Source organism: Sphingobium limneticum (genome assembly GCF_008710165.1).
Classification (GTDB): domain Bacteria; phylum Pseudomonadota; class Alphaproteobacteria; order Sphingomonadales; family Sphingomonadaceae; genus Sphingobium; species Sphingobium limneticum.
This window is the reverse complement of sequence record NZ_VYQA01000005.1, coordinates 244,793-262,860: the sequence shown is the minus strand read 5'-3', so window position 1 is coordinate 262,860 and position 18,068 is coordinate 244,793. Positions and strand designations below refer to the sequence as shown.

Annotated in this window: 26 protein-coding genes; 11 read left to right on the top strand and 15 right to left on the bottom strand. The window is 54.7% G+C overall.

The window, feature by feature from the left end; translation table 11 throughout:
* Positions 1–33 precede the first annotated feature (33 nt).
* From F4U95_RS25535 to F4U95_RS09220, 13 genes are all read right to left on the bottom strand, one after another.
* Positions 34–381 (bottom strand): phage tail assembly chaperone, encoded by a 348-nt coding sequence (locus F4U95_RS25535; RefSeq protein ID WP_425505050.1) that lies wholly within the window; start codon positions 379–381, stop codon positions 34–36.
* Between the two features lie 8 nt (positions 382–389).
* Complete coding sequence (locus F4U95_RS09275; protein ID WP_150425485.1) at positions 390–863, bottom strand: hypothetical protein; 474 nt, start codon at positions 861–863, stop codon at positions 390–392.
* A gap of 116 nt (positions 864–979) precedes the next feature.
* Positions 980–1,891: a phage tail tube protein gene (locus tag F4U95_RS09270; RefSeq protein WP_150425484.1), complete on the bottom strand. Its 912-nt coding sequence runs from the start codon at positions 1,889–1,891 to the stop codon at positions 980–982.
* 90 nt (positions 1,892–1,981) lie between these two features.
* Positions 1,982–2,362 carry a hypothetical protein gene (locus F4U95_RS09265; protein WP_150443123.1) on the bottom strand — a complete coding sequence of 127 codons (381 nt, stop codon included), beginning with the start codon at positions 2,360–2,362 and terminating at the stop codon, positions 1,982–1,984.
* Between the two features lie 35 nt (positions 2,363–2,397).
* A complete protein-coding gene (locus tag F4U95_RS09260) occupies positions 2,398–2,709 on the bottom strand; it encodes an HK97 gp10 family phage protein (RefSeq protein WP_150425482.1) in 312 nt (103 codons plus the stop codon).
* Positions 2,706–3,062: a hypothetical protein gene (locus F4U95_RS09255; RefSeq protein WP_150425481.1), complete on the bottom strand. Its 357-nt coding sequence runs from the start codon at positions 3,060–3,062 to the stop codon at positions 2,706–2,708. Before F4U95_RS09255 ends, F4U95_RS09260 begins: the two co-directional genes overlap by 4 nt.
* A complete protein-coding gene (locus F4U95_RS09250; protein WP_150425480.1) occupies positions 3,059–3,433 on the bottom strand; it encodes a hypothetical protein in 375 nt (124 codons plus the stop codon). Before F4U95_RS09250 ends, F4U95_RS09255 begins: the two co-directional genes overlap by 4 nt.
* A gap of 77 nt (positions 3,434–3,510) precedes the next feature.
* A complete protein-coding gene (locus F4U95_RS09245) occupies positions 3,511–4,497 on the bottom strand; it encodes a hypothetical protein (RefSeq protein WP_150425479.1) in 987 nt (328 codons plus the stop codon).
* 115 nt (positions 4,498–4,612) lie between these two features.
* Positions 4,613–5,233 (bottom strand): hypothetical protein, encoded by a 621-nt coding sequence (locus F4U95_RS09240; RefSeq protein ID WP_150425478.1) that lies wholly within the window; start codon positions 5,231–5,233, stop codon positions 4,613–4,615.
* Between the two features lie 88 nt (positions 5,234–5,321).
* Complete coding sequence (locus tag F4U95_RS09235) at positions 5,322–6,383, bottom strand: minor capsid protein (protein WP_150425477.1); 1,062 nt, start codon at positions 6,381–6,383, stop codon at positions 5,322–5,324.
* Positions 6,383–7,816, bottom strand: a complete 1,434-nt coding sequence (locus F4U95_RS09230) for a DUF4055 domain-containing protein (protein ID WP_150425476.1) — start codon at positions 7,814–7,816, stop codon at positions 6,383–6,385. Before F4U95_RS09230 ends, F4U95_RS09235 begins: the two co-directional genes overlap by 1 nt.
* A 150-nt stretch (positions 7,817–7,966) precedes the next feature.
* Positions 7,967–8,320, bottom strand: a complete 354-nt coding sequence (locus F4U95_RS09225) for a DUF2958 domain-containing protein (protein WP_150425475.1) — start codon at positions 8,318–8,320, stop codon at positions 7,967–7,969.
* A 73-nt stretch (positions 8,321–8,393) separates the two neighbouring features.
* On the bottom strand, positions 8,394–9,737 hold the full coding sequence (locus F4U95_RS09220; RefSeq protein WP_150425474.1) for a phage terminase large subunit: 1,344 nt from the start codon (positions 9,735–9,737) through the stop codon (positions 8,394–8,396).
* 168 nt (positions 9,738–9,905) lie between these two features.
* Here F4U95_RS09220 and F4U95_RS09215 point away from each other — a divergent pair, with 168 nt between their 5' ends.
* From F4U95_RS09215 to F4U95_RS09175, 9 genes are all read left to right on the top strand, one after another.
* Positions 9,906–10,265 (top strand): hypothetical protein, encoded by a 360-nt coding sequence (locus F4U95_RS09215; protein ID WP_150425473.1) that lies wholly within the window; start codon positions 9,906–9,908, stop codon positions 10,263–10,265.
* Between the two features lie 102 nt (positions 10,266–10,367).
* On the top strand, positions 10,368–10,793 hold the full coding sequence (locus tag F4U95_RS09210; RefSeq protein ID WP_150425472.1) for a D-Ala-D-Ala carboxypeptidase family metallohydrolase: 426 nt from the start codon (positions 10,368–10,370) through the stop codon (positions 10,791–10,793).
* Positions 10,790–11,122, top strand: a complete 333-nt coding sequence (locus F4U95_RS09205) for a PDDEXK family nuclease (protein ID WP_150425471.1) — start codon at positions 10,790–10,792, stop codon at positions 11,120–11,122. The genes F4U95_RS09210 and F4U95_RS09205 overlap by 4 nt, the downstream gene beginning before the upstream one ends.
* Before the next feature lie 286 nt (positions 11,123–11,408).
* The gene (locus F4U95_RS09200; protein WP_150425470.1) at positions 11,409–11,945 is read left to right on the top strand and encodes a hypothetical protein; all 537 of its coding nucleotides are present in this window, start codon (positions 11,409–11,411) and stop codon (positions 11,943–11,945) included.
* A complete protein-coding gene (locus F4U95_RS09195; RefSeq protein ID WP_150425469.1) occupies positions 11,942–12,256 on the top strand; it encodes a hypothetical protein in 315 nt (104 codons plus the stop codon). The genes F4U95_RS09200 and F4U95_RS09195 overlap by 4 nt, the downstream gene beginning before the upstream one ends.
* Entirely contained in the window at positions 12,253–13,149 is an 897-nt protein-coding gene (locus F4U95_RS09190; RefSeq protein WP_150425468.1) for a hypothetical protein, read from the top strand. Before F4U95_RS09195 ends, F4U95_RS09190 begins: the two co-directional genes overlap by 4 nt.
* The gene (locus F4U95_RS09185) at positions 13,146–13,664 is read left to right on the top strand and encodes a DUF6891 domain-containing protein (RefSeq protein WP_150425467.1); all 519 of its coding nucleotides are present in this window, start codon (positions 13,146–13,148) and stop codon (positions 13,662–13,664) included. Before F4U95_RS09190 ends, F4U95_RS09185 begins: the two co-directional genes overlap by 4 nt.
* Positions 13,665–14,470: 806 nt before the next feature.
* Positions 14,471–15,883 carry a DEAD/DEAH box helicase family protein gene (locus F4U95_RS09180; RefSeq protein WP_150425466.1) on the top strand — a complete coding sequence of 471 codons (1,413 nt, stop codon included), beginning with the start codon at positions 14,471–14,473 and terminating at the stop codon, positions 15,881–15,883.
* The gene (locus F4U95_RS09175; RefSeq protein ID WP_150425465.1) at positions 15,880–16,062 is read left to right on the top strand and encodes a helix-turn-helix domain-containing protein; all 183 of its coding nucleotides are present in this window, start codon (positions 15,880–15,882) and stop codon (positions 16,060–16,062) included. Before F4U95_RS09180 ends, F4U95_RS09175 begins: the two co-directional genes overlap by 4 nt.
* Before the next feature lie 14 nt (positions 16,063–16,076).
* Here F4U95_RS09175 and F4U95_RS09170 read toward each other — a convergent pair whose 3' ends face one another.
* Both F4U95_RS09170 and F4U95_RS09165 read right to left on the bottom strand, forming a co-directional pair.
* Complete coding sequence (locus F4U95_RS09170; protein ID WP_150425464.1) at positions 16,077–16,451, bottom strand: hypothetical protein; 375 nt, start codon at positions 16,449–16,451, stop codon at positions 16,077–16,079.
* 10 nt (positions 16,452–16,461) lie between these two features.
* Entirely contained in the window at positions 16,462–17,016 is a 555-nt protein-coding gene (locus F4U95_RS09165) for a hypothetical protein (RefSeq protein ID WP_150425463.1), read from the bottom strand.
* Between the two features lie 4 nt (positions 17,017–17,020).
* Here F4U95_RS09165 and F4U95_RS09160 point away from each other — a divergent pair, with 4 nt between their 5' ends.
* Together F4U95_RS09160 and F4U95_RS09155 are read left to right on the top strand one after the other, a co-directional pair.
* Positions 17,021–17,791 (top strand): hypothetical protein, encoded by a 771-nt coding sequence (locus tag F4U95_RS09160; RefSeq protein WP_211364655.1) that lies wholly within the window; start codon positions 17,021–17,023, stop codon positions 17,789–17,791.
* Positions 17,792–17,856: 65 nt separating this feature from the next.
* Entirely contained in the window at positions 17,857–18,054 is a 198-nt protein-coding gene (locus F4U95_RS09155) for a hypothetical protein (RefSeq protein WP_150425461.1), read from the top strand.
* The last annotated feature ends 14 nt before the right edge of the window (positions 18,055–18,068 follow it).

The window sequence follows — 18,068 nt, the reverse complement described above, 5'->3', positions numbered from 1 at the left end:
CCCTAGACCCCGCCACTATCGTATTTTTATTGATTATTTACCGGCCCTGCCGCGACCTTTGCCGCTGGCTTTTGAGCGTTCGGCTTCGATAGTGAGGAACGTGCCGTCTAATTGTCTGATGATGTGCTTAAAGGCCCACTGCTCGCGTTCACTGAGACGCAGAACAGGCTTTGCAGCGAAGGCTTCAATCTGGCTGACTGGAATGGGCATGTGAGCCATGCCGCCGTGGCGTTCTGAGTGTAATTCCCAGAATGCGTCATAATAGAGGTCATGTTCCTGCTGCGGCGCATCTTTGAGACGGGTTTGGAAGAACTCGTCGTCAGGATTGGCGGCTGCATCCTTTAAAAGCTGCGAGCCGCCTTGAGCCTGAAACCACCTCAGGAACTTACTCAGTTTTTTGCGATTGTGTCCGCTGATAGCATGGGGTCAACCGCGTCTGGGTCTTCCTCTGGAGCCTCTACCAGTTCTTCTTCTGGAACAGCCTTGAAGTTCTCGATGTTGCTGGCCTGATGATACAGTTCAGCGAACACATATAGACCGACTTCCGTCTGGGTCAGATACTCAAAAGCAAGTTCCTTGGTGAACTTCACTGGACCATTCTCATCGTTGATGTCGCTCCAACCAAACATGGCCAAATGCACGAACTGATGAATGGACTTTTCCTGATCCGACTTGAGCAGCTTGATTGCCGCCTTATGGACGCGATCATAGCGTTCGCGAGCGACCTTAAAGAATGGGCTGAAAGCATCATAGCACTTCACATCGAACGTGCCGTAGTAATTGCCAGCTTCCTCAACGGCGATGCTGATGCCCTTGTCTGCAAGCGACTGATCGTAACGGCTTGGGGTAACGAAATTGACCATTATTGTGTTCTCCTTCTAGTCATCGTCACTATTTAGTCAGCTGCTCATGGTGTCGGACGGACCATTTCTGATCCGTCCGACTGCTCCGAGTTTGTGATGAAGGAGAACGTCAGAGCTTAAACTAGCTTCTCGATCATGAGCGCGGTTTCAGCGTCCACGTCGTAAGCGCCAGTCACATTAATGGTCAGCATCATGTCGTCTTCGGTAACGTCCTCTGGGACCGATGCCTGACCAAATACAGTGAACTTGCGGCCATAGCCTGTGATACCAAGATCAACGCTGAATTCCTGCTTCTCACCAGTGAACAGCGCGTCATAGTCAACGCCGCTCTCGCGGTAGATCGTCAGCGATAGGACAGCGGAACGGGTGCCGGAAGCAGCAAGGCCGACTGGCGAGTTGCTGGATAGGACATTGCGCGGATTACGAGCCTGACCGACAGTAAGGGTCAGACTGGTGTATTTGAGAGCGGTCGATCCACCGGCAGTGACGTTCAGAACCTCATGGCCCAGATACTCATAAGCTGCGTTGTCGATAGGGGTGGCAGTGTGGGTGCCGGTGATCGCTGTAGCTGCAACCTGCTTCACGCCTGCATATTCGAACGACATAGTGACAGCTTCGGCAGCGGTCGCGTTCAGGGTGAAGTTAGTCACCATGCAACCTGTGCTGACCTTGTAGTCATTAGCGCCGAATTGCGAAATGTGGCTGAACGAACTCTCTTCTGTTCCGGCCTTGAGGACATTGCCTACGAACTTGCCGCTAGCTGCGCTCGCAATGAACATATCAACTACAGGCGCAGTGATCGCATTGAGTTCAAAGGTGCCGCTAACGGACTGGTTGCCACGGCGGGAGCCGTTCGCGTTGCGACCCGGCATGATTGTGTCGCTATCGACGTTTCCGCCATCCTTTACAGGAAGACTGCCGCCGGACTTGCGGGGCAGATCATAACGCGGGCCGGTGGTTGGAAGCTGACCAAAAACGGTTTCTGGCAGAACTGTCTCTTTAACGTCAGTGGAACTGGTGAATGCCATCTACATCTCTCCATATAATTGTAAATTAGGAGGCTGTATCGGCCTCCTGATATTTACCGAGAGATGGACCGGAAGGCGGTTTGGACGCCTTTATGTAGCGCGCTTAGAGCGCCAGTAGATGAGCAAATTCACTTGCAGATACTTGTCATTTGGAATGCGCTGGACTGAGAATTGGGAAACCTCTGTTGCGAAGTCATCGCTACGCCATCCTTTGAATGCAGACATGCCTAGATCAGCAATGTCCCAAGCGTTCAATTCATCTGCACCGATGACGAGGCTCTTTGGCTGCATGATCTGCAACGTCGCGATGCCGAGTTGCTGCCAGACATTCGAACTACTGATAGTCAGTAGGGTAGATGCATCTGGATTGAACGCGAACACGGCAGAGATTTCATTCTCGTTCAGTTCGTAGTCGTCATCTGCGATGTGGAACGTCAGTGATGGGGCATCTTCTGCCAACGCAAGGCGCATCCTGCGATTAAGTGTTATACGATCTTGACTGAGCATTATTCTCCCCCGGTTTGATTGTAACGCTCGACCACATTCTCAACGAAATTGGCCGGGGCTTGTTTCGATGAGCCGTCATTCAGACTGCTGATATATTCGACATTGTTCTCGATAACGCCTTCTTCATATGGCTTGGATGGAGTGGTCGATACCCAGCCACGACGCGCAGTGCCGTCCCTGATTGGTGTTGCGAGAATGAGGTCGCGTTGTGCGTCTAACGTGGTCTTCTGGACATACTCAAGAAGCTGCGCTTCCGTCAGTTCAATGTCCTCGTCCATGTTGAACTCGATGTCTGAAAAGTCGATCTTCATGACCCTGACCCCACTACAGCTATCCAGCCAATCGGGATGCCGTCAGGCTCGTCAGCTTCAACAGATGCCACGCGATATGATTTACCCGCTAAGGTGATGACATCGCCGGGGAGGGGTTCGAACCAAATGTCGAATGCGGTCGCTTCCGCCTTGCCGCCATCCTTGACGGTGATTTCGACGGTGCGCTTTGCGACATTCACATTATGTGGAGTGATCGTCTTGCTGGATACGTTGCCGCTATCCGGGTCTTTCACGCCGCCAGTCGTTCGCGTCAAAATGGCAGGGACGCCGAATGTCGCCTCAATTTCGCTGCCCGGTCCTACACCGGCCCTCAGATCATCATAAAAGCTCATCGGGTGCTAATCCCGAAAGAGATACCCGACGGGCGCGTGTTGGCGCTGTAAGGGGCAAGAATGCCCGAAATTACAGGGTAGGGATCGGTAGGGGCGTCCGCAAAGTCCTTCTTCACGCTTGCGCCGGATGCCGATTTAATCTCGCTGCTCGTCAGAGGCGCGGTTGCTGCATGGGTGAAGGGTGCCTGAGCCGATAGCAACGCGATACCAAGGATCAGGCGCTCTGCTGGCTCATCCGCGTTAAGGACGGAATAGGGGATGGAGTAATAGCCAAGCGCATAATCCTGCGCTGCGGCTAACTGATGTGCGGTTGCAGTGGGCAATCCGCGAGCCTCTAGGACCGGGTTAATCTGTTCAAGTGTGATTGCCATTGCATACCTCGTCTGTTCGCGAGGTATTTACCGCTCATGGGATAGCCCCAACGCCGTAGCGCCGGGGCTGTCCTGTTTTATGCGCCGGGCTTGATGATGACCAGCGGCAGCTTCTTTGCGTCGGTCGCAAGAGTGTAAGCGTCTGCTACCCTTAGTTCATCGAACGCTGGACCACCTTCGGATTCGAACTCGCCGGTGTACTTGAAGCCCATTGGGTGAACGATGCTCTTCCAGCGGAACCATGCGGTTTCAACGCCCGAACCCTTACCGGCGCTACCCACGCTGTTGACCTCAACGCTCTTGCGCGCCTGTGGAGCCGAGCCGACATGGAACATGCCGGTGCCAAGGCCGACGATGTTATCGCCAAAACGGTCATCAATGGTCAGCTTGAAGCGACCGTTGCCGATTGTGGCGAACGACACGTCCGACTGGCTTGCAGGCACATTGTCGATCACGTTTGCAAGCTGGAGGTCCAGATAGTTTGCGGACGACATACCGAAAGCGGTAACAATGCCTGCATTGTCGCCCTTCTTAGCCTGAACAGCCCTAAGAACCTGCTTGATATCGATGGACTGCGTGTCCATCTGGTAGGTGAACTTCTTGGCCGTTGCGTCGCCAGCGATCAGGCCATCAAGGACCGCGAAAACGTGGGTCAATTCGTCAGTGTTCTTGTAGTTCGCAACGCGAGCGGTCAGAACAGCGAGCGGGTCTTGTGCGGTGAAATCCTGCGTGAGGTTCATACCTGCAACGCCCATCGAGGCGTGGCGACGAACAGCCGACCATAGGGCCGTATCCATCTTCAGCGGAGTTGCATGATCTTCAGGATTGGAGTTAGTGACGTTGCTTTCGACATACTGAAGGTCGTTCCAAGACTGAACCTCAGTACGGATGCCAGTGCCGGTTGTCAGTGAGTTTGAAATTACGGACGAGTTGGTCAGGACGCCTGCGGCACGGAATGGGTTGGTGCCAGCATTATACTGCTCTTCGATTGCACCCCAGACGAGGCCAGTAGGCAGCTTTGCGAAGTCGTCTAGAGTAAGCGTGTTATCGCGGGTGTTCACCATATGTGTTGTCTCCACTTATTGGGTTTTCCGGCCCAACAGTGGAACCGGGCGACAACTGTTTTCCTGTCGCCCAGTATTTATTCACGTCATCTAGACTGCCTCTTTTGAACGCACTTCATCCAATGTCCTTGCCCGCTGCTGTTGCAATTGCTCTTGCCTCTTCTGGATTGTTGAGATGGATTTTCGCTAACTCAGACCAATTCATATTATCAGCCGTCATGCGTGGCGCTTTAGTGCCGTCAAATCCGGTTGAGCCGCCGCCGCTGTTGTCTGGTGCTGCGGTGTATCGCTTGCCTGCTCCCGTGAAGTAGGCCTTCCCAAACGTAGCTGCGTCACTGCCCTCGAAAGTGGGATTGCCGTCGTCATCAATTGCCATCAGGCTTTTGATGTATGCAGTCACCATGGGGGCGTCGTCAGGCTGGACTTTGTGAGAGACAAGCAGCTTGCCGATTTCAGTCTCAGCTTTGTAGGAATGGAGTGCCTTGGTGGCATCGGCGGTTGCGCCATTTGCTGTCGCTAGGTCTTTTGTCAGCTTCTCAATCTGCTTGTTAGCCTTTTCAAGATCACTGCGCTTTTCGTTCGCTGCGTTCTCTTCTGCCTCAGTCTTCTCTCGTTCTGCATCTTCTGCGCGCTTCTGTGCAGCAGCGAGGCGCTTAACTAGGTCAGCGTTCTTAGCTTTCAGACCGGAAGTATCTTCGTCCAAAGCATCAGTGGTGGTAGTAGTTTGTTCTGTCATTGTGTCATCCTCTCCGGCCCGTAGCCGTTGTGGTTGCGGCCGAACCGCGTTCTTGCTGGCCGAACCAGCAATGTATTTACCGGCGGGGTCAGGAGAGGCGTTTGCGTAGCTGCTCTAAGGTCAGGACACTGCCGTCATCACGGATCAGGTCTGCCAGTTTCAGCTTGCCGTCACGAAACATCTGGGCGCGTGTCGGACCAAGTATCTGGTCCTGCATCTTGTCGCCCTTTTTCGTCAGCCAATCGTCAAAGCGCAGATCACCGGCAACTTGGCCGTCCATGCTGGCGCGATCACCGGGAGGCACATCGTCTAGGTCTAAGCCCATCTCACGATAGGATTTGGTGACAGGGAGGGAATGGGATCGGCAGTTTGGATGACGCGGAGGCATCGGACCTTTGCCGATAGGGAAGACCTGGCCCGATAGACCGGCGCAGGTAACAGTCGTGCGGCTGTCGAAGGTCGCAAGGAATTGCCAGCCCTTCACGACATTGGAATTGGCCTCCCATGTCGCTTGCGCGGCGACATTGCTGATATGCCCGGTTGCGGTGCGAACGACCGTTTGCGCGGATCGACGGGACTTTTGCAGGATGCCGTCAGCATAGCCGTTGGCACGGGTTCCCCTTAGGCGCTGCACGATCTTGTCGGTGCTTTCGCCGGCTACCATGCCCATGCGGATTTCCGCCTCGATGCGCTGCATACGCCCGACTTCCATGCCGTCAGTCCAACTCTTGAGCAGATGGCCTTCCATTGGGGAGGTCGTAACAAGGGAGCGCAGCAGGGCAGGGGCAGGAACTGTAGTCGCAATCTGGATCGGGAGAGCCTTCGCCAGCGACGACGCCTGAAACTCTGCTTCCACCCCGGCGAACTCAACCAGCTCGTCGGTCAGGGATGCAGCGACTTTTTTATAAACTGTGCTGTTGATGACGCGCAGATCGGCCAGCATCTGATTGATGCGCTTGGTCGTGGCTGGTCCTGTATCCAGTCCGCGTTCGGTAATGCGGACAAGGCGAACAGCCAGCTTATCGAGCAAATCCTGATCGGCGCTGTTGAGCAGGTCAACGATTTCGGCCGCAAGCCCACGGCTGTAGCGCTGGGCATCATAGGCATGACGGATTGCCATGTCCTGCAAGCGGCCATTGACGCTGGACATTACTCAGCCCCGATGGACGGCAATGCTAGGGGCTGGTCGATCACCTCCGCGTCGATCGCTGCCTTGTGCTTTTCCCATGTCAGGGTGTCGGCGTGCCAACCGCCATCGCGCAGCGCGTAGAATTCCTCTTCGGCGGTATATGCACTGGCGACCCTGAGATTGCGGATTTCGGTAACTTCCTGCGGCGTCAGCTTTGCCGGAACGAGATCGACGTTCAGTGTAAAGCGGGTTGCCGGGTCAGTTTTGTTCGCCGCGCCCATCCACCATGCAAGCCAGCGCAGCACCTCTTCCAAGTCCTTCGCCACGGAGCGGGTTAGGCCGACGATGGTGGCATTTTCGGAGGTGCGACGGATTGCTAGGGCTTCGGCTGCTTCCGGCGCGGCTTTCTCGTCTTGCAAGATGCGGGAACCCAGAGCCGACATTTGGCTCTTCAATTCCTTTAGCTGTTCGCGGATTGCCACAACGCTTGTGCCAGTAAATTCTAGGAAGTGGACACCGGCCTGCTGACCTTCACCACCAGCGCCATGAATTTCCCACACATGGTCAGAACCAGCAGGGTATTCATTCGCAATTGGATTGCCATCGGCGTCGGTCTGCTTCGCAGGATTAACGACGACCTTCTGTGGACCGGCGCAATTGAACAGCGCAGATGCGTGATCGCCTTCTAGAATGTAGTGGTTGCAGTTGACGTTCACAACGTCATCAATGAGCGCCTTCGTCGGCCAGCGGTCCTTCTTCGTCGTGACCAGCTTAAACGGAATGAAATCGAGAGGCTTGCCGTCGCGCTTCGGAATAACGGTAGTGGATTGATATTCGCCCTGACCATCAATGCGTTCGTGAACCGTCACGCTGTAGATGCCTGCGGTGAGACGCAATTCGCGATACTTGTGTTCGCCGTCACTCAGCTTAACGTATGTCCATGCCTGCTTATTGCCGACGCGACCAACGCGATGATCCAAAATGGCTTCGAACGGATAGAGGCTCAGGAAGGGATGGTAGCCAAGATCAACGGCGTTCTGCCCATTGAGGTTTGCTGGGCGCTCATCATCTGAGGGAGCATCGACAAGGACACCAGTATAATTGGTTTGCAGCGTTTCACTGACCAGCTTTTCAGCGAAGAGTTCTAGGCTCTCCATGTCATATGTGATGCTGTCCTTGATCTGCGCGACCGTCTCGCTGACCAGCACCGGGTCTTTCTGGAATACGAGGCTCAAGCATCCATCAAGGACGCGAGCAGCAGCAGGGAAGAATGATGTCCTGCGCAGGAAGTTCTTAAACGACTGACTGAGGGGGTTCATGCCGACTGACGGAACGGGCATATAGAGGTCTAGCGCAGCTTTGACGGCAGTTTCACCGGCTACGAAATCTCGGACCTTCTTAACTTGTGGAGCGTGGCGACTGAGCCTTTCGCACTGGATGTTCTGTTCTGTCATGCGGTCACCTAAAAATGAGTGTCCGCTATTTACCTGTGGCTATTTTAGTGGTTGGCTGGAGGGATAAGTATGTATGCCCGAAGAGCTTAGGGCCTCCTACTATGTGTTAAGAGCCAGTGGACCAGCGTAGGGTCCACTGGCTTTTATCGTTTAAGCTGTGATGTGTCCCTTCTCGCGGGCCAGCGCAGCATATTCACTGAGCGTGTGCTTCGCCGCAAAATGAACGTCCTGTTCAATCATCAGTCCGGCTGCCAGCCTAACGCTGAACACTTCCTCAAGTGAGATATATCCAAGCTCTGGATAGCCCAAATCGGACAGCCCGAAAGCTAACCCGTCATTGTCACATTCTGTGATGAGCCATGTGCCAGCCCCAACCGGATTAAAGAGTTTGATGACCGGCATATAATCCCGTTCACCGCTTGTCCCTTTGAGGGGCAATTGCTCTTCCCAATTTATGATTAGCTGTTGCAGATCATTGGGGCGAATATGCTTTGTCCATTCCATTTTAGGCACGTCCTTTCTGGGTTATGTGCCTCAGGACATACGAAGCCATATGGAGTGGAAATCAAGAAAAGACTTATCGGTAATACCCAGTTTGTGGGACCGCTTTGTAGGTCACCGGACCAGAGGTGTTGCCGATTTCGAAGAGCGCCCAAAGCGCCCATACGAGTGCGTCCATACGGTCAGGGGAACGATCTTTCTTCTCAGGGTCGAAAGCGCACATCTGGGTTTCCAGTTCACTCATATCGCCGCCAACGTGATGGACGCGGCCCTCTCGATATTTGTCTGCGATTGGCTTGGCGCGCATCTGCTTCTTACGGGATGCCCAGACAGGCGTGACGCTCACATTGTTTCGTGCTTGGTAGATGACTTTCTTAACTAGATCACCGCCGTTGTTTCGTTCAGCGACAATCTCGTCCGCCTCGAAATCGTCATAGGCTTGCAGCACATCTTGTTCCCAATCGTGCTTTCGGACTGATCGGTCGGCCAACACATAGGTGTGGCCATCGAAGGTGATGCCTGCGACAACGATACCCGTGTAGTCGCTATTCTCGTGCGCGGTCACGGCAGGGTCAACGCCAACAACGACATGCTTGAAGCGCAGTTCGGATAGATCGCCATAAAAGCGGTGGTCATTGATATGCTTCTTCGGGAACAGGGCATTGGGGTTGCTGGACTGCCAGTTCGCATAGATGAAGCGTTCTTTCCATTCCGGCGACTGGTCAGCGTTTCGCCTGATATATTCCTGATCGTCGGTTATCATCCGATGATAGGCATAGTCCTCAGAGTGCTGTATCCGGTGCTTCGTGAGGGGATGAATACCCAGCACGAACAGCTTATAATCCCAGTCATCGAACGTGTCTGGGTTACAGTCGAAGAGCATTCGATGGCGGAGTGGAATGCCGGTCGTCTTGTGAGGTATCTCTCCATAGAGACGACCTCTTAGAAACTCTACGTCCTGATAATCAAACTCCGAGACTTCGTTCATCCATATGGTCTGATATTCACTTCCAAGTTCGCGATCTCGGTTGTGTTCATCAAGGCCACCGAAGGATATGACTGAGCCGTTGGGGAAGGTCACAGATAGTGCCGACTTGTCGATGCTCTTAGCGAGATAGCCGGATAGCCCAAGGGCGTTCATGGCTTGAAAGAGCGTCAGCTTGAAGAGGTTGCGTTCACATGCGTTTCGATTGCGTCGGAACACCCCATGACGGCTACCCGGATACTCTTCACAGAGCAGCAGGATATAGATCATATAGAGCCAGCTTTTGCCTACACGCGAACTGCCAGCAGCAAGGACGTTCGGGACATTGCTTTGCAGAAGTTCCAGCAAGCCCTCTTGAGGCTTCCTGAGCGTGAATGTGGGTGCTGCCGGGGCTGATGGTGCTGCCGCTTGTGCGGTCTTCTTTGTTCGTGCCATGTCGGTATTTACCGAGGGCAGTAAGCCGTTCTGGTTGCCTCCAATGTCTCGCAGTCTGTCAACGCCAAAGAGTTCACAGAAGAGGTGATAAAGTGGATGATTGGCCTAACAAACGACGCAATACAGTGTGGGACAGCGAGGCGCTGTTGACACATTGGAGTAGATCAAATGACCAACTGGAAGCAGATCGTTAAGTCGGTAGAGGGTTCGGACTTTTCCTCGTCCAGCAAGGCCACACCCCGCGAACGCTTTGTCGGCAATCTGCGCTCACAGCTTGCGCTTTTCAAAGATAACAACAAGGCCGGGAAGCGCCACTTTGAGGTCAAGGGCGAGAAGGTGAAGTTCAGCGCTCGCATGGGTAACATGGCCGTAGAACTGCTGCCCGGTAAGCGCGAGGTCGTGATGGAGAAGAAGGAGTTTGCCGCTGTGATCGAGGCGGTCATTGCCGATGTCGAGAAGGGCGATTTCGACACGCAACTCAACAAGATCGCGGCCAACTACAGCAACAGGCGCAAGCCCGGCAAATAAGCCCGCTACAGCATAAACCTACACAGGGGCGCCAGTGTGCGCCCCTCTTTGTATCAGCGCCACACGGGCGTCTGCGGGTGCGACAGGCTCGGTAAATAGGGCATGACCCAATTATCCAAGCATTTTACTTTGGCCGAAATGACCGTGACGACAAGCGGCCTGGCTAACAATCCCAACCCTCAACAGCTTGCTCGCCTGACCGCCACCGCGCAGGCCATGGAACCCGTCAGGGCGTTGCTGGCCGCGCCGATCCGCGTGAACAGCGGGTTTCGGAGCGCAGCCGTCAATAAGGCAGTCGGTGGCAAACCAACATCGGCACATGCTCAGGGCTACGCCGTCGATTTCGTCTGCCCCGCGTTCGGCGATCCGATGACGATCTGCCGTGCCATCGTGGCATCGGGCATCAAGTTCGATCAGCTTATAATGGAAAAGAACCGCTGGGTTCACCTGTCGTTCGATCCACGCATGAGGCAGCAGGTGCTGTCGTGGTGGGGCGGCCCGTATAAATCTGGGCTGGTGTCGAAATGAGCAGCTATCGCAATTCCTATGAGGCCCGGTGCGCTTCTGATCTTGGACCGGGCTTCGCATACGAGCCGTTGAAGCTGACCTACACCCTCACATGCAGCTACCTCCCAGATTTTGTCGATGTGGCGAATAAGCGGATCGTGGAGGCGAAGGGTTTATTCGACGCGGCGGATCGCCGGAAGATACTCGCCGTCAAATCCGAGCATCCAGATTACAGCATCGAAATCCTTTTCCAGAACCCGAACCTGAAAATCAGCAAGGGCAGCAAGACGACCTATGGGGATTGGTGCGACCGGCACGGTATCGCGTGGCGAAAGGGACCGGCGAAATAGTCGGCGTGGTGTGTGTGTCTTATATGCGCGCGTATGTGCGCGTTCCTTTACACTAGGGCGGCACACGCCAACGGCATGATTTTATTCAATTTAATTACAGATTTCTCTTGCCGTTTTGGCAGGGTGCGGTTATACGGCTGTCACGAAATGAGCCGAAGCCGACGCTTAGTCAGCATTCACTTGCTCAGTTCGGAGATCGACGGCCCTGAGCCATCTGCCAATCGGCATTTGTCCACGGCCTTCGTGCGTCACCGTGACGTATCCGCAACTGACCAAGGAGGCTCTTATGAGCGACATTTCGCACGGCAATTCCCAAATTCAAATTCCTGTTGAGCCGCATATCGTCATTTGTGACGATTTCGAAGGCGGTCCAGACACAGCAGTTCCCCTGTCGGCATATCCAGAGGATTTTGTCGAAGCCTTGAACGATATCTTCGGCGATGCCGAGGGTGAGCTTGAGGCATTGAACCGGATGCCAGCAGAATGCCCAACTGTGGTGTATCGAGAGTGGCATCTCCGGTCGGTTGTTCTGGTCAATGGCCGCATAGCAAAGTCTCACGTCATCGGCACAGTTGATTGCTTGGCAGTGGGCGTCGATCCCCTTGGCGGCTATTTCACAACCGGCCTGCGGGGCGACTACCTTTCTGAAGTCAATGAAGTCATCGACTGGATCGCGGCCAATTGTCGTAACGGCTATTCGATCTGGTGGTCACGTCGCGATACAGGCGACGGCATTTTGCTTGATGAATATGACGTGCTGGCAGCGTTCCAGTCGGAAGCTGATGAAGCCGCGTTTCTCTCGAACCGGGGAGCGGGCGCATGAGCATCGAATGGCGCGACATCATCCAGCCCCGCACTACCCCATGGGTTTCCAAACCCGCGTGGATGGCTCCGATCATAGTCCTCGGCCCTGTGGTCGAATTTCGTCACGCCACGATCAACGGTCAGTTTGTGGCAGCGCAAGCCTATCCCAAGGGAACGGGCAATGTGGTTTCCGACAAGGTGGACTGGATCATGAAATGTAACCGTGGACCTTTCAACTTCGGCGTCGAAACACTTGATACCGGCGATCAATTGCTTGTTCGGATGGCTCTGCCCAGCGACCTCGTGGCGTTCCGAAAGGTGTTCCCATGAACTTCGATCAGTTTCGCGTCCCCGCGCAGCAGGAAGTTCGCCTCGGCCTCGGTCGTCCCATATTCTTTATGGTGCTTGAAGCCGACAAACCGACCTTCGATCAAAAGAATGTGCGGTCACTCGTCCTTGGTCCTTGCAAGAAGGCCACGATCAGGACGGAGGGCGATCAAGCGCAGTTTGATCTCACTGGCGTCGCTGGTGGGGAGATGATGTCGCGGAAGCTGCGCTATCTCTATTCCACCCCGGATAGTCTGGGGCTGATGGTCGATAGGGTGAAAGGCAAATCGTCGCTGGTCGCCTTGCTGCTCACCGACGAGGCGTTTGATGACGCAGTGTCAGCCTTCGAGGAAATGGACGAGGACGACACCGACGAAGATGCCGATGAGGACGTGTCTGCTTATCTGGTTCGTGATCGTGCGACCGGCGAGGAAATCACCATGCTCGATCCGCCAGGAGGGGCTTTCCGCGATCTAGGCAACGATTGGCGTCCAAGCGAGGATACCAGCGCGATGCTGCGCGACCGGCGCAATGGCGTGTGGGTCAATGGCCATAACACAGTCTGGCGACCGGAAGGGCTGCGGCGTCAGGCGATGCTTCAAATCGTTCAAGGCAATCTGCTGGTAGTCAACGTGCCGCCGCTTGGTCGATCGTACCTGTTCCCTGATGGCTACGAGGTCATCGAAGCGGGTTCAGAGGAAGGCTGGGCAATCTGGCGATGGTGCGAGGCGAACGCGACCGGAGATTGGACCTGGATCAATCTCGCACCTGATGGCGGGCCTTGGCTGGAAATGCCGTCCACGGAGGATTTGGCGGATTTGCTTCTGGCCTTTCCCGATCTTGCGGACTTGAACCCAGAACTGCGGGACCGGATCAACGGGGAGGACGAAGCATGAGCGAGATGATTATCATGCCCACGAGCCAACCTGACGATGGCGATCCCATGTGGCTGACGGCTGACGTTCGGGCGCAAGAGAGTGCCAATATGGCAATCATGAGCATCGCGGAGGTTCATTTTCGAGAGCATGGGGCGGATGACTTTAATCTGGCTCACCTCACCGACGTGCTCAACATCGCGCTCATGGAGGTTCAGGCGGAAGAGGCATGGCATCCCAAGTCAGCAGCAGTCGAGAGGGCATTCAATCGGCTCCGCATCAACGGCTATAGGTGCGAGCAGGACTGGCAATGCTGTCGCACTTGCGGTTGGGCCGCAATCCCATGTGAAGATGCCGATCTTTGCGTCTGGTATCATGGTCAGGACTTAGCCGACGCTGTTGCGACCGGCGAGCTGATGCTCATGTGGCAAGGCGATGCCGCGATGATCCGTGACGCCTTGGAAGCCGAGGGTATAACTGTCATTCACGACGGGACGATTGAGCAACGGATCAGGGTTCGTTTCGACAGATTGTGATGTTCTAGGAGCCTGTCTCAGCGACATCATGGCATCGGGGTAACACTGTGCCGTGGTGTCGGGGCGGGCTTACACGGGGCTGTAACGACGCTCTGGTCCTACTTCGTAGGGATACATGGGAAGGCGTGCGTTCTGAGTTGTAGGTCGATCAACTTATCAGCTCAGAACTATCTCATTCGAGAAGTCGCAATCAGATATAAGTCCTGCCGGAATGCGAACGAGTGAGCATGTAGGTCAGAGGCTTATATCTGAATTGCTGGTAGGACTGCGAAGCAGTCATGCCATCAGTTCCGACTTATCCCTTCGATATCTGATCCCCGACACATGGGCAGATAGCCGACACATATGGCCACGCGATTGAGGTAGTCCAACGCTCAGGACTTCGCGTAGGACATACCTACATCAAGTTGGTCATGGGTAGCTTCCGCACTTGATCGCTGTCGCTCACTGCGTTGCTCAACTACCCAGCCCCAACCAGATGCCTTTCTTTTAGTCAGGAGTTCAGGTGTAACGATTAAATCTATTAATAAAGAGTTTAGTGTTACATCAATCTAGAGCCAGAGCGTCGTTACACGTCGTGGGACTCCTTGTTGCCATTATGCCCGGTCACACACGGAAATCCTGACAGTCCCCACGTCGTTTCTTAAATGACGTTTCTCGACCGAATTTGCTAAATATGTGGGACGCAGAGCATCACACGATAGCGTTTCTAACGAGTTTATCGGCTTCCCCGAACAGAGGGGATTTCGTGGAACCCCAGAGGTTGGTGATGCTCCCTCTGGGGTTCTTATTTGGAGCATCACACTATGGACACTTTTTACTATCAGCCCGGCCCTGCAGGATCAGGCAAAACATATCAATTGGCCCACTGGGCAATCGAGCGCGCCGCAGTGAACGAGAAGGTCTTGATCGCGCAGCCCACGAAAGAACTGATCCGCGACACTGTGAAGCAGATCAAGCGCCTCGATCCAGATGCGAACGTCACTGCACTCTATGGCAAGAAGCGCAATGACCGCGTTTCAGCGCGCACCGTTGAACATCTGAATGATGCCAAGCCCCACCAAGGCGAAATCCTACTAGTCACGCACGAAACGCTCAAGCGCCTGCCGATGACGATGAGGAAGTTCTGGCACATGGTCTGTGACGAAGTGCCGTCGGTTATGGAACACATCGACCTAAAAATCGCGGTCACGCATAGCCATGCAACCCAGCACATCGCGACCGAGGAATTGCCCGGTGGTCTGCTGGTCCTGACGCCGGGAAATCGTGCGGCACTCGAAGCCATCCAGATCAACGCCAAAGAAGATCAGAACATCGCGTCTTTCAATCGCTTGGTATCGACCATGCTGTCCGGCGAGCATCTCGTCCTTGTCGCGGCTGACACCTATACGGACCTCATACAGAACCCCGACACACGCGGTAGGATCGATGTATTTGCCGTTTTGCTGCCGGAGTTTGCACGGGGCTACGCCAGCACGACCTTCATGGGCGCGAACATCACCGAAACCGAGATGTTCGTCATTTGGGAAGCTATCCAGAACGTCGCGTGGCAGCTTCATCCCGACATGGGCGACAAGCTGCGCTACCAAACCCATGAAAACGGCAAGCGTCTGACCATCGGCTATTTGTTCGATGGCAGGATGAGCCGCCGTCATCTGGGAAGCGAGGACGACAGCGGCGAAACAGTTTTCGATCAGGTCACGGATTTCGTTGCGCGCTATTGGGAAGGCATCCCTTTTCTGTGGCAGGCGAATGCGACCGCAATGCCGAGCGGCTTCGACTATGATGCCCGCTTGCCCGGTGTATCTCACGGGCTGGATAAGGCCCATTACAAGCGGGTCCATAATGTCGCACTCTTGAGCGCTATGAACCGTAAAACTGCCGCATACGGCTTTCTAGCCAAGCTGGGGATATCGTCGGAGCAGGCACAGGCCACGCTATCTTGGCAGAACGACTATCAGGCCATGATGCGCTGTAGCTTGCGCGATCCCAATGCGGTCGCTCCTGTGCGCGTGATCGTCGGCAGCAAGGAAGGTGCCGAATGGATCGCGGGCAAGTTCCCCGGTTGCGTGGTCGAGAAGTTGGACCACGGCATCAGTGAACCAATTAAGCCGGGTCGTCCTCCGTTGGGCGACAAGCCTAGCAAAGCCGCGTCATCGAAAGAGCGCACAAGGGCTAGCCGCGCTCGCGCGAAGGCAAAGCGGGAGGCCGGTCTATGAAGCCCGTTAAGCCCCGCCGACGATTTACCGAGGCCGAGGATGCCCAGCTTGAGAAATTGCGCCTAGCGGGCCTGTCGCTGGCCCAAATCGCAAACGAAATGGGCAGGGCAAGGTCGAGCATACAGATGCGGCTCGTCACGCTGGCTAGCTACGACGACGACGAGCGCTTTCCGATCTGACGGTTAGGCGCTCGTCATGCTTTGCGCCGATAAATTAGCCATCCGGTCGCGCCTAACAATACGAGCGCAAGCGGCCATCCAATATCCGGCACGTACTTCACAAGCAGCGCTGCGATCACAATCGCGGGCAGTCCTACGAGCATCAGCAGCGTTGACGCCAAAATCCGGTTCACGCCTTCCACATGGCTACCGTGCCGTGGATCGGGAATTGGTTTGTTCGCGTTTCGGGGCCGGACATCGACTTGATCGGCATCCACGCCCATGCGGCGCGCTTTCCGGCGCTGATACCTGAGCGATCCCCTTGATCTGATGTGCAGTCCACGATCCGCAAAATAGGCCGAAAAATATAGCCAGAAGATACCCAAGCCAATGATCGCGACGATTGCCATGTCTATCGCTCTAGCTGTAAAGGGCCTTATATCCTTCGTAGCTCATGTGTTCCTCGGACCAACGCCTCTCTTCAGTTTCATCGGCAAAAGTCGTAAGAGTTTGCGTTCCCCTGAATGTGATCAAAAATAGCCGCCCATCCTTATTTTTGAACAGGATTCCATGGCAATAGTCACTGGGGGTGAAGTTACTGTCACGATCCTGATCGAATACTGTTCCTTCGGATGCTTGAAAAGCATCAACTGCGGACGTTCGTTCTCGCACCAGATACCGCTCTCCGGTAAGATGATTGGAATACGCGCCGGTAGCATAAATCCACTTCACATCGATATGGGCGAGGAACTCAGCGGCACTGACATCACAGTCAACGCCATTCTTGACCTGCTTGAAAGAACCAAGCGAAGCGAGCCGTTCCGATTTTCTCCGATCCTCAGATTCACGGATCGCCTTACCGATTCCGACAAGAACGGACTTCGCCCCTGATGCGACGCTCCCGGCGGTGGACGAAATTGCTCCGCCGACATATTTCAATGCCTTAATCACTCTGTCCCCCACATCTTCTGCCACGCCAATGTGTGGCTCCGCGAATACTTCACAAGTCCAATTATCCCTGCTTTATAAATATCAATACGAACAAAAAATAGAGGAAGCTGGTCAACGGCTCAGGGGTATAATGGCGAGAACAGAAAAGGGCGTATGCCGAGACAACAAACCTGAATGGCAGTCATGGAACAACATGCGTCACCGCTGCCGGAACGAGAAGCATCCGTTCTATCCCAAGTATGGGGAACGCGGCATCACGGTCAGTGACGAATGGTATGATAGCTTCCAGACCTTCTTAGACGATATGGGCAAGCGCCCGTCACTGGATCACGTTCTAGGCCGTCTTGATCATAGCAAGGGCTATCATGTGGGCAACTGTCGATGGACGACGCGCAGCGAGCAGAACCTCAACATGATACGCAAGCCTGCTCCCAATCAACCCCGCATGGAGCCGATCACATACAGGGGTGTGACCAAGACGATGAGCGAATGGGCCAGCGATAAGGGCATCAGCCCTACGGCGATGTCGCATCGTCTCACGACCTACGGATGGACGCTAGACGAGGCGCTAGGCGACACACCGCGCACGGCAGCAAGAGGCTACCCCAAGCAATACTTCATCGAATGGCAGGGCGTCAGGCGTCACGTCAGCGAATGGGCAGCGCAAGCCGGTATGTCGAGTGATTGCCTATTGGGCCGGATCAATCGTCTGGGATGGACGATGGACAGAGCGATGACAGAGCCGGTCAGGTCGTATGGCAGAAAGCGACAGTCAGAAAAATCACCAGATAGTCAATGAGTGGATGACGCGGGCAGTCAGGTGAGCGCAAATAGTCTGGCACGGACACAGTGGAGTTTGTGCAGATGTTTGTTGCCCTAGATGACCTCGTAGATGACCTGACCCGATTTGTAGAGCTTGATGCCCAGCACTGGGACAGCGATGAGGGGTTCATACATGTAGCAGATCACGCGCTGTTCTATCGTAAGTTCGATGAGGTTGTGCAGTTCGAGTGTGAGGGTGTCATCATCGAGGCAGAGCGTTATGATTTCATACCTGACTAACTAGGATTCAAACT

Excerpts from the sequence above, each read along its gene's own strand:
- F4U95_RS09275 (WP_150425485.1), bottom strand. The coding sequence starts at position 863 with ATGGTCAATTTCGTTACCCCAAGCCGTTACGATCAGTCGCTTGCAGAC.
- F4U95_RS09270 (WP_150425484.1), bottom strand. The coding sequence starts at position 1,891 with ATGGCATTCACCAGTTCCACTGACGTTAAAGAGACAGTTCTGCCAGAA.
- F4U95_RS09265 (WP_150443123.1), bottom strand. The coding sequence starts at position 2,362 with ATGCGCCTTGCGTTGGCAGAAGATGCCCCATCACTGACGTTCCACATC.
- F4U95_RS09260 (WP_150425482.1), bottom strand. The coding sequence starts at position 2,709 with ATGAAGATCGACTTTTCAGACATCGAGTTCAACATGGACGAGGACATT.
- F4U95_RS09255 (WP_150425481.1), bottom strand. The coding sequence starts at position 3,062 with ATGAGCTTTTATGATGATCTGAGGGCCGGTGTAGGACCGGGCAGCGAA.
- F4U95_RS09250 (WP_150425480.1), bottom strand. The coding sequence starts at position 3,433 with ATGGCAATCACACTTGAACAGATTAACCCGGTCCTAGAGGCTCGCGGA.
- F4U95_RS09245 (WP_150425479.1), bottom strand. The coding sequence starts at position 4,497 with ATGGTGAACACCCGCGATAACACGCTTACTCTAGACGACTTCGCAAAG.
- F4U95_RS09240 (WP_150425478.1), bottom strand. The coding sequence starts at position 5,233 with ATGACAGAACAAACTACTACCACCACTGATGCTTTGGACGAAGATACT.
- F4U95_RS09235 (WP_150425477.1), bottom strand. The coding sequence starts at position 6,383 with ATGTCCAGCGTCAATGGCCGCTTGCAGGACATGGCAATCCGTCATGCC.
- F4U95_RS09230 (WP_150425476.1), bottom strand. The coding sequence starts at position 7,816 with ATGACAGAACAGAACATCCAGTGCGAAAGGCTCAGTCGCCACGCTCCA.
- F4U95_RS09225 (WP_150425475.1), bottom strand. The coding sequence starts at position 8,320 with ATGGAATGGACAAAGCATATTCGCCCCAATGATCTGCAACAGCTAATC.
- F4U95_RS09220 (WP_150425474.1), bottom strand. The coding sequence starts at position 9,737 with ATGGCACGAACAAAGAAGACCGCACAAGCGGCAGCACCATCAGCCCCG.
- F4U95_RS09215 (WP_150425473.1), top strand. The coding sequence starts at position 9,906 with ATGACCAACTGGAAGCAGATCGTTAAGTCGGTAGAGGGTTCGGACTTT.
- F4U95_RS09210 (WP_150425472.1), top strand. The coding sequence starts at position 10,368 with ATGACCCAATTATCCAAGCATTTTACTTTGGCCGAAATGACCGTGACG.
- F4U95_RS09205 (WP_150425471.1), top strand. The coding sequence starts at position 10,790 with ATGAGCAGCTATCGCAATTCCTATGAGGCCCGGTGCGCTTCTGATCTT.
- F4U95_RS09200 (WP_150425470.1), top strand. The coding sequence starts at position 11,409 with ATGAGCGACATTTCGCACGGCAATTCCCAAATTCAAATTCCTGTTGAG.
- F4U95_RS09195 (WP_150425469.1), top strand. The coding sequence starts at position 11,942 with ATGAGCATCGAATGGCGCGACATCATCCAGCCCCGCACTACCCCATGG.
- F4U95_RS09190 (WP_150425468.1), top strand. The coding sequence starts at position 12,253 with ATGAACTTCGATCAGTTTCGCGTCCCCGCGCAGCAGGAAGTTCGCCTC.
- F4U95_RS09185 (WP_150425467.1), top strand. The coding sequence starts at position 13,146 with ATGAGCGAGATGATTATCATGCCCACGAGCCAACCTGACGATGGCGAT.
- F4U95_RS09180 (WP_150425466.1), top strand. The coding sequence starts at position 14,471 with ATGGACACTTTTTACTATCAGCCCGGCCCTGCAGGATCAGGCAAAACA.
- F4U95_RS09175 (WP_150425465.1), top strand. The coding sequence starts at position 15,880 with ATGAAGCCCGTTAAGCCCCGCCGACGATTTACCGAGGCCGAGGATGCC.
- F4U95_RS09170 (WP_150425464.1), bottom strand. The coding sequence starts at position 16,451 with ATGGCAATCGTCGCGATCATTGGCTTGGGTATCTTCTGGCTATATTTT.
- F4U95_RS09160 (WP_211364655.1), top strand. The coding sequence starts at position 17,021 with ATGTGTGGCTCCGCGAATACTTCACAAGTCCAATTATCCCTGCTTTAT.
- F4U95_RS09155 (WP_150425461.1), top strand. The coding sequence starts at position 17,857 with ATGTTTGTTGCCCTAGATGACCTCGTAGATGACCTGACCCGATTTGTA.